Origin of the sequence: Nonomuraea turkmeniaca (assembly GCF_005889735.1) — a bacterium.
Classification (GTDB): Bacteria; Actinomycetota; Actinomycetes; order Streptosporangiales; family Streptosporangiaceae; genus Nonomuraea; species Nonomuraea turkmeniaca.
Map to the genome: position 1 here is coordinate 52,920 of NZ_VCKY01000032.1, position 7,587 is coordinate 60,506.

The window sequence follows — 7,587 nt, forward strand, 5'->3', positions numbered from 1 at the left end:
GAGAGGCACTGACATGCTTGAGACCGTCCGCGGACCACGCCAGCTGATAGTGGGCGAAGGGGTCGCGCAGAACATCCCACGAGTGGTGGCCGAGTGTGGCTCGCGAGTCCTCGTCGTGACCGACCGGGTTCTTCTGGGGCAGCCGGGCGTGGCCGAGATCGTGGCCGCCGTGCGGGAGAGGGTCGAAGTCGTCGGGGTGTTCGCCGACGCGACTCCGGACGTGCCACTCACCGATGTCGCCCTGGCCGTCTCGGTCGCCGCGGAGGTGGACGCCGACGCAATCCTCGCCATCGGGGGTGGCACGGTGATCGACCTCGCCAAAATCGTCGGCGTCATCCGGTGCCACGGTGGGACGCCGCGCGACTTCTACGGGGAGTCGAAGGTGCCGGGGCCGACGATGCCTCTCGTCGCGGTCCCGACGACGTCAGGCACCGGCTCCGAGCTCACGCCCGTCTCGGTGTTGACCGACCCGGACCGCGAGCTGAAGGTGGGGGTCTCCAGCGTCCACATCGTGCCCGACTTCGCCATCGTCGACCCCGAGCTCACCTACACCTGCCCTGCGACCGTCACTGCCCACTCCGGCATCGACGCGTTTTGTCACGCGGTGGAGAGCTACACCGCGCGACCCCGGGCCCACGGACCGCGCGACCCGGTGGAGCAGGTCTTCCTCGGCCGCAACCCGATCACCGATCACTACGCGCTCCTGGCCGCGGAGCGGATCGCCCGCAGCTTGCCCCATGTCGTCAGGGACGGAGGCGACAAGGACGCGCGCGCGGACATGTCCTATGGGTCCATGCTAGCCGGGCTCGCATTTTCCCACGCAGGCAACGCGGCTCCGCACGCTCTCCAGTACCCCATCGGCGCAGCCACCCACACACCGCACGGCCTGGGCGTCGGGCTGCTGCTGCCCTACGCGCTGGACGCGGCCAGGGATGCCATCGGCGACCGGTTGGCCATCCTCGCCGGGGTGTGCGGGCTCGACGTGACCGACGCCTCGGATGCCGAGGCCGCAGATACGTTCCTCACCTGGCTCGATGGGCTCCTTGCCGACATCGGCATCCCTACCACCTTGGCGGACATCGGCGTGGCACGCGCCGACCTCCCGCGCTTCGCGGAGATGGCCGGTGGCGTCACCCGCTTGATCCAGAACCATCCAGGCCCGACCGACACCGCCAGCCTGACCGCGATCCTCGAAGCGGCCTGGCTCGGGGACCGGACCCGACACGTCCTGACGCCGGAGCAGAGACAGTGACGGGCCTTTCAGATGACGACGAGTTCGCTGCCCCCTGGGTATCGCAATTGTCGGCTACGCCTTAGGGCGTGTCCTGTGGATCATTTGACGGGGTCTCGGAGCCAGATCCTGATCGAGGCGACATCGGGGTGCCTTCGTAGATGACATGGCGTTTGTCGGTTCGTGAGGCCACCGCCCGGTAACCCTGAGCTTGTTCACGCACCGTTCGGCGGTGTTCCTGTCGCGGTAGCGCTCGGCGTCGAAGGCGGGCGGCCGTCCACCCTTGCGGCCCCGCTTGCGGCGGTTGGCCTCCTGATCCTTCTTGACCGGGATGACCGTCTTGATGCCGCGCCGCCGCAGGTAGGCGCGGTTGCCGCGGGAGGAGTAGGCCTTGTCGGCCAGCACGTGTGAGGGGCGTGTGCGCGGACGGCCCAGGCCACGCCGGATGATCCGGACCCGCTCCAACACCACACCGGAGACCCCGCCCCCTGAACCACCGAACCCAGCAGGCCCGCCGATCCTTCGGCGGGCCTGCGTCTTTGTTCTCAGCGCTGTCATGCAGGTGATGCAGTCGATCAATCCTCAGCCCGTGCTGCAATTAAGGGGCCGAGAGGATCGCTGCGAGAAGCAGCGGATCTTTTATCTGCTGGTCAGAAACGCCTGGTGAGCACAACGAGGCGGCTTGAACAAGGCTTGACCGCTCATCAGCCCATCTCTGACCGGGGACACTGCGCACACCTTCTGGCTTGATCTTCTGATGGTCGTCACCGGGGTCTGAACTGACAATGGCGGCCTAAATGATCTACCACCGTACACAGTCCGTACACAAGAGCAACCACCGAGTAATCAAACGTGATCAACAGCGAGCCAAGAGGCTGACGAGAACCGAGAAACCCCAGGTCGAACGCGGTGTTGGTGAGTTGGTGAGTAGGGCGGGTGGGACTTGAACCCACGACCCACGGATTATGAGTCCGATGCTCTGACCGGCTGAGCTACCGCCCCTGGATTCAATTGTGTGACGTGCCGCGCAGGCCGAGCGGATCATGCTGAGCCCCGCGCATGGCTAAGGCTAGAGCATCGGATCCGGTTGTGGTGCCCGGCCGGACGGGAGACAAGGCTCCGCGGACATCATTCCATGCGCGGCGACGTTGGTGGACCCCTGAGTCGATCGTATCCAGGCTGTGGCGAGACCGGGACGTGGTCAGCGTCCCGGCCTCGGTTGACGGGCTAGTCAGTGGCCGTCATGGGCGGTTCAGGCCCAGCGTGTATGCGCCCGACCCGCTGTAGGCGTGCACGCGATACCGGTAGTAACCGGCGGTGCCGTTGTAGCTGATCGTCTCGTCGGGGTTCGGGCTGTCGCCCTGGGCCACCACGGACCAGGATGAGCCATTCCACTTCTGGAGGTACACGTCGAAGTCCGCACCGTTCGGGCCGTCGAGGCAGGCGGCGTGGTTGCCGGACACCGTTGCCTGGTAGTAGGAGCCGTTCGGCTGGTACGCGCTCGCGTTCGAGGTCAGCGACCCGTTGTACGTCTCCTCGTAGCTCTGGCAGCCGGTCGGCGGTGGGTCGGTGCCGCCGGCGGTGACCAGGGTCAGGCCGCCCGCGGAGAGGATCTCGCCCACGGGCTGGAAGTACGTGGTCCCGCCCACGGTGCAGTTGCCGGAGCCGCCCGAGGTCATGCCCTGGGCCTGGTCGCCCGAGATGAACGAGCCGCCCGAGTCGCCGCCCTCGGCGCACACCGTGGTTCGCGTCAGGCCGGTCACGGTGCCCTCCGGGTAGTTGACGGTGGCGTTGAGGGCGGTGACCGTGCCGCAGCGCCACTGCGTGGTCGAGCCGGAGCGGCAGACCGAGCCCTGCGGCTGGGTGACGGTGGCGCCGCGTACCGGGAGGATTCCGGCGCTGTAGCCGTTCACGACGCCAGGGGCGGTCCACTGGGAGTTGGTGGCGACCCACGCGTAGTCGTTGCCGGGGAAGGAGGAGATCTGGAACGTGCCCTGCGCCACCCGGTTGTAACCGGTCGTGGTCACGCCCGTGGCGCCGCAGTGGCCGGCGGTGGTGAAGCCGAGCTGGGTGCCGCGCCTGGCGGCGAAGCCGACCGAGCAGCGGTAGCCCTCCGAGGTGTAGTACGCGTCCCCGCCCCGGATGTCGTAGAACAGGCGCGGGCGCTCGGCCGACTGCTCGACCTTGACGGCCGCGGCGTCCACGCCGCTGGCGGTGATCCAGGATTGTGCCGCCGCGGCGTCGCTCGCGGCCACGATGACCGAGTTGTCCTGGGGGGAGATGGCCCAGCTGTGTACGGCGGCGGGCGGTGCGGTCCGGTCCAGGCCGGTCTTCACGGTGGTCAGCTGCGCCAAGGTCCGGGGCACGATGCGGGCCACGGCGCCCGCCCGGGTGATCTCGCCGGCGTCGGCCGGGTCGACGGTGGCCACGACGAAGGTGCTCTCTGCGCCCTCGTACCAGGTGCCGGCGTAACGGTCGCCGAGCTTCTTGCGCAGGCCGGGTGCGACGGAGTTGCCGCGGGCCTCGTTCGCCAGGCGGTTGACGGCCTGGTCCTCGGTGATACCGAGGTCGCGTTGCAGGGCGTCCACGACGCCGGAGGGTGGTTTTCCGGCGGTGGAAACGGGGGCGGAGACGGCGGGGGTGGCCGTCACGACTAACGCGCCGATCGCGATCGCGATCAGCGCTGGAGTTCGGAGCATGGTGGTCTCCTCTGCTGGGGGGTGCCGTCACGGTAACGGCGGACCCTGGAGTGGAGGAGTACTACTTTGCTCCTATCGCCGTGTTATGGCGCGGTGCCGTACCCCGGATTTCGTACCAGCCAATCCTGGTAGACCGGGCTCCGGCGGACGACGTCCTTGTGGGCCTCCTTGGCCTGTGCCACCACCCAGGTGGCGTCGGGTGTGGTGGGGTGGCGGCCGAGGAGTTGCCGCCAGCGCAGCGGCGCGCCCGCGAGCGGGACCATGACGAGCCCCTGGGCGGCCTGGTGGGTGGCCTGGCAGAGCACCACGGCGCGGCCGACCTGCGCGAGGTGCGTGCACGTCGAAACGTCCGTCTCGTAGATCGTGCCGGGCGTGAACCCGGCCCGGGCGCACGCCATCGCGAAGCAGTCCGCGAAGCAGCCGTCGCCGGGTGTCACCGCCCACTGTTCGCGGGCGAGGCCGGCCAGCTCCACCTCTTTCTCCCTGGCGACGGGATGAGCCTCGGCGACCAGGCAGAACACGGGGTCGAGGCTGATGGTCTCCCACACGAGCGTGCCGGTGGGGGTGCCGGAGTCGCCGCAGGCGCCCGTCAGCACGTAATCGAGGCGGCCGAGCTCGACCATGCCGGTCAGCTCGTGGGCCGACCAGGACGTGTACGTGCTGACCTGGCGCTCCGCGGCGAGCCGGTCGACCAGGCCGCCGAGTATCGGCCCGTTCGTGGCGCCGATGCGGAAGCTGGGAGAGGCGTGGGCGAATCGTACGGCTTCCTCCTGCAGTTCTTTGGCAGCGGGGAGGAGTACCCGTGCCCTGGCGAGCACGAGTTCGCCGAGGCGGGTGGGCCTGGCGCCGTGGCGGTCGCGTTCGAAGAGGGTGCCGCCGAGCACTCTCTCGATGCGTTTGAGCTGGGCGGTCAGGGCCGGTTGTGCCAGCCCGAGTAGGGACGCGGCCTTGCTCACACTTCCCGCGTCCGCGACCGCGCGGACGATTCTGAGGTGCCTGAGCTCGAGGTCCATAACGGGAAGGTAAAGCCGGGACATCTTATAGGCAATCCCTATATGTCAGGAAATGTGACAGATATTGTCGGGGGACTCTGGGGTAGAGGGGAAACCATGACGACGATGGGAATAGACCCCGCCCAGCTCAGCGACGAGGACCTGGTCCGCGAGTTGCGCCAGCTGCACGCCACCAGGAGCGACACCTTCTTCCACGGCTCCGACGACGCCCTGGCCATGCACACGTCACGGACGAATGAGCTCGAGTCCGAATACCTCCGTCGCGTCCCGGATCGTGAGGTCGACCCCTTGAGGCTGAGGGAGGGGGCGAGGCAACGCTGATGTCCGAAGGTCACGATGTGCAGGCGTTGTCGGACGTCGACATCCACGTGTACGAGGCCGTCGCGTCGCAGGCGGTCGAGAAGGGCCGCGCGGACCTGGACGGGCTGGTCCGGGCGTCCGGGCTGCCCGAGGAGGAGGTGCGCGCGTGCCTGGCGCGGCTGGTCGAGCACGGGTACGTGGTGCCCAAGGGCGAGGGCTACGGGCTGGGGCCGCATACGTTCGAGGTCGAGTACTGACCCCTAACGGGGCCGCATACGTTCGAGGTCGAGTACTGACCCCTAACGGGACAGCGCGCGGATCACGCTCGCCTGCGCCGCCGTGACGCCCGCCGCCCGTTGCGCGGCCGCCTCCCCGGGCGCGAACCCCGCCGCGCACCAGGTCGCCACCTCCTCCACCGGCACGGCTCCCCACCAGGCGGCCATGACCTGGACGGCGCTCAGGCCGGTCCGCGCCGCCTCGGCCGCCGTGAACCCCAACGCCCGGAACACCCGCGCGTCCCCCTGGTCCACCCGCCGCCGCGCCCAGTCCTCGGCTTCGCCGCCGTCCCAGCCGGCGTCGGCGTAGGCGCGCGCCACGTCGGCCGGTACGCCTGCCCGCAACAACCGCCGCAACACCGCCGCGCAGGCGGGGGACTCGGCGGGCCGGGGCACGACGAGCCGGGCCAGCCATGGGACGCGGCGCGGCCGCTCGCCGGCCAGGTGCCTGCGGGCCGCGTCGTGCGGGGCGACGCCCAGCTCGTGCCAGCGCACCGCCTCGGCGGGCGTCATGCCGGCCCGCTGCCAGGCGATGACCGTCCCGGGAGTGGCGGCGGCGGTCTGCCAGAGTCGCGCGTCGGCGGGCGACGTCACACCGGCCTCGCGCCAGGCGCCCGCCTCGCCGGGATCGAACCCGGCCGCCCGCCACCGCCGCATCTCACCCTGCGTGAAACCCTCCCACTCCACCCCATCTCACCTCTCATCAGTCGGTACGCGGACCGTGCTCGCCCACGGCGGTGCCGATCCGCGGTCGCCGAACAGGCAGACCACCACGGCATGCGGCCGGGGACTGCGCTCCGGCCATGGCGTGTCCCCGTCGGTGAACACGATCACCAGGTCGGCGCCGGCCGCGGCCGCCAAGCCCGGACGCAGGTCCGTGCCGCCGCCTCCGACCAGGTCGACCTGGGCCGCGCGGCGGACCCGCTGGACCGGGTACGCCCGCGCGTCGCAGCAGATCGCCTCGATCCGGCGGTGCCCGGCCGCCCGCAGCACGCCGTCCAGTTCGGCCAGGGCCCGATCGAGGGCGGTGCGGGCGATGCTCCCGGAGGTGTCGATCACGACGGCCACGCGCGGCACCGGGCGTACCAGAGCGGGCAGGACGATCGACGGCACGGCGGCCGCTCGTCTGGACGGGCGCAGGTAGCTGTAGTCCACCCGGCCCGCCGCCTGCGCCAGGCCCCTCCTGATCAGCACCGCCAGCCGGGTACGCCAGTCCACCTCCGGTCGCAGCGTCGCCTCGGCCCAGCGGCGCCAGCCCCCCGGGGCGGTTCCCCGCGCCTCGATCTCGGCGGCGACGGCGCGGGTGAGCAGCTCGCGTTCCAGGGCCGTCATCGTGCTCGGGCCGGTGAACGGCGCCCGGCCGCACGCCGCAAGGTGGGGCGGGACGTCGATGAGGTCGAGCAGCTCCGCGTACCGCTCGGCCAGCAGGCCGTCGGGCAGGCCCAGCGTCTCGGGCGAGATCGCCTCGGCGGGGCCGTCGCCGAGGTCGTCGTTGATCTCCGCGTCGGCGGCGCGGTCCCAGCGCAGCCGATGCTCCGGATCCCGGTACGGCTCCGCGCGGGCGTGATGCCCCCTGAGCAGGTGCCCTACTTGGTGGATCAGCCACCAGCCGAGCTCGGGCACGGGGGTGTCGCGTACCATGCCGGGGTTCAGGTGCACGTTCCAGTGCTCGTCGGCCGGCAGGCGGGGTGGGGCGGTGTCGTGGACGAGCGGGGTGAGCGCGAAGAGCGCCGAGGCCAGGTACGGCACCCGCCCCGCCGCCCACAACCGGGCGGCCGCGAACCGCTCCATGGTGGTGTCCTGGCCGGGGCCGGTCATGGCAGGAGGCCGGCGGAGCGGAGGATCGGGGCCAGCTCCAGGATCGTGGCGGGCAGGGTGGCGCCGTTCGGCCGGCGGGTGGCGAGGGAGCGGGCCGCGCCGGCCGCCACGTCGGGGGTCCGGGCGGCCACGCGGGCGATCAGCGTCCATGCGCGTTGCCAGGCGTCCACGCCGCCGTCCGCCGTCACGTGCGCCACCACCGATCCGAGGACGGCATGCAGGCGATCCACCCGGTCCGGCAGGGGTGCGGC

General features: G+C 70.7%; 7 protein-coding genes, 1 tRNA gene and 2 pseudogenes. 3 read left to right on the top strand and 7 right to left on the bottom strand.

The genetic code is table 11. From position 1 onward, the window contains the following. The first annotated feature begins 13 nt into the window (after positions 1-13). Positions 14-1,252 carry an iron-containing alcohol dehydrogenase gene (locus ETD86_RS12470; protein WP_138666290.1) on the top strand — a complete coding sequence of 413 codons (1,239 nt, stop codon included), beginning with the start codon at positions 14-16 and terminating at the stop codon, positions 1,250-1,252. Positions 1,253-1,332: 80 nt separating this feature from the next. Here ETD86_RS12470 and ETD86_RS12475 read toward each other — a convergent pair. The 4 genes and pseudogenes from ETD86_RS12475 to ETD86_RS12490 all read right to left on the bottom strand — a co-directional run. Continuing rightward, a pseudogene (locus ETD86_RS12475) lies at positions 1,333-1,699 on the bottom strand (transposase); the annotation flags it as partial. A gap of 460 nt (positions 1,700-2,159) precedes the next feature. Next, positions 2,160-2,233 (bottom strand) — tRNA-Ile (locus ETD86_RS12480). A 239-nt stretch (positions 2,234-2,472) separates the two neighbouring features. Continuing rightward, positions 2,473-3,930 (bottom strand): S1 family peptidase, encoded by a 1,458-nt coding sequence (locus tag ETD86_RS12485; protein ID WP_138666292.1) that lies wholly within the window; start codon positions 3,928-3,930, stop codon positions 2,473-2,475. An 83-nt stretch (positions 3,931-4,013) separates the two neighbouring features. Beyond that, positions 4,014-4,943, bottom strand: a complete 930-nt coding sequence (locus tag ETD86_RS12490) for a LysR family transcriptional regulator (RefSeq protein WP_138666293.1) — start codon at positions 4,941-4,943, stop codon at positions 4,014-4,016. 96 nt (positions 4,944-5,039) lie between these two features. Between ETD86_RS12490 and ETD86_RS12495 the strand changes: the two genes are divergently transcribed. Both ETD86_RS12495 and ETD86_RS12500 read left to right on the top strand, forming a co-directional pair. After that, on the top strand, positions 5,040-5,264 hold the full coding sequence (locus tag ETD86_RS12495) for a DUF6158 family protein (RefSeq protein ID WP_138666294.1): 225 nt from the start codon (positions 5,040-5,042) through the stop codon (positions 5,262-5,264). Next, on the top strand, positions 5,264-5,500 hold the full coding sequence (locus tag ETD86_RS12500; protein ID WP_138666295.1) for an IclR family transcriptional regulator: 237 nt from the start codon (positions 5,264-5,266) through the stop codon (positions 5,498-5,500). The genes ETD86_RS12495 and ETD86_RS12500 overlap by 1 nt, the downstream gene beginning before the upstream one ends. Positions 5,501-5,542: 42 nt before the next feature. Here the strand turns inward: ETD86_RS12500 and ETD86_RS55020 are convergent, their stop codons facing one another. The 3 genes and pseudogenes from ETD86_RS55020 to ETD86_RS55025 form a co-directional block, all read right to left on the bottom strand. Next, positions 5,543-6,205: a hypothetical protein gene (locus ETD86_RS55020; RefSeq protein WP_170223043.1), complete on the bottom strand. Its 663-nt coding sequence runs from the start codon at positions 6,203-6,205 to the stop codon at positions 5,543-5,545. Positions 6,206-6,211: 6 nt separating this feature from the next. Then, a complete protein-coding gene (locus ETD86_RS12510) occupies positions 6,212-7,336 on the bottom strand; it encodes a vWA domain-containing protein (protein ID WP_138666296.1) in 1,125 nt (374 codons plus the stop codon). Further along, positions 7,333-7,587, bottom strand: a pseudogene (locus ETD86_RS55025) (AAA family ATPase); the annotation flags it as partial. The gene ETD86_RS12510 and the pseudogene ETD86_RS55025, both read right to left, overlap by 4 nt.

Bases quoted from the DNA above. Each gene is read 5' to 3' on its own strand.
- ETD86_RS12470 (WP_138666290.1), top strand. From the start codon at position 14: ATGCTTGAGACCGTCCGCGGACCACGCCAGCTGATAGTGGGCGAAGGG.
- ETD86_RS12485 (WP_138666292.1), bottom strand. From the start codon at position 3,930: ATGCTCCGAACTCCAGCGCTGATCGCGATCGCGATCGGCGCGTTAGTC.
- ETD86_RS12490 (WP_138666293.1), bottom strand. From the start codon at position 4,943: ATGGACCTCGAGCTCAGGCACCTCAGAATCGTCCGCGCGGTCGCGGAC.
- ETD86_RS12495 (WP_138666294.1), top strand. From the start codon at position 5,040: ATGACGACGATGGGAATAGACCCCGCCCAGCTCAGCGACGAGGACCTG.
- ETD86_RS12500 (WP_138666295.1), top strand. From the start codon at position 5,264: ATGTCCGAAGGTCACGATGTGCAGGCGTTGTCGGACGTCGACATCCAC.
- ETD86_RS12510 (WP_138666296.1), bottom strand. From the start codon at position 7,336: ATGACCGGCCCCGGCCAGGACACCACCATGGAGCGGTTCGCGGCCGCC.